This window comes from Cellulomonas algicola, from assembly GCF_003851725.1.
GTDB classification, from domain to species: Bacteria; Actinomycetota; Actinomycetes; order Actinomycetales; family Cellulomonadaceae; genus Cellulomonas; species Cellulomonas algicola.
In genome coordinates this window covers 1-437 of record NZ_BHYL01000493.1, presented here as the reverse complement: position 1 = coordinate 437, position 437 = coordinate 1, and the positions used below count along the sequence as shown (strand labels likewise).

General features: G+C 81.7%; 1 pseudogene. It reads left to right on the top strand.

Annotated elements, in window-relative coordinates:
- A pseudogene (locus tag CTKZ_RS21090) lies at positions 1–437 on the top strand (BTAD domain-containing putative transcriptional regulator); the annotation flags it as partial.

The window sequence follows — 437 nt, the reverse complement described above, 5'->3', positions numbered from 1 at the left end:
CCCTCGCCCTGGGGGCCGCGCTCGCCGACGCGGTCCTCACGCCCGGAGCCCCCGGGCGGACGCTCACGACGCTCGACCGCGTGCACACCGCGGCGCGCGCGCACGACCTGCCGTGGCTCGCCCGGCTCGCGCACGGCCTGGTGGTCGGCGCGGACGGCACGCGCACGGCGAGGGCGGAGGCGGCGGCGATCGCCGCCCGGTCGGAACGGTCCGGGGATCCGTGGGGTGCCGCGCTCGTGCGGACGTGGGCGGCGCTCGCCGCGCTGACCGCGGGGTCGGCCGAGCCCGACGTCTGGGACGACCTGGACCGGTGCTGGCGCGACCTCGACGCGGCGGTCCCGGCGGCCTGGACGACGGCGTGCCGTGCGCTCGCGTCCGCCGCGCAGCAGCTGCCCGAGGCGCGCGAGGACGCCCGGACCGCGGAGGCGGTCGCGCGC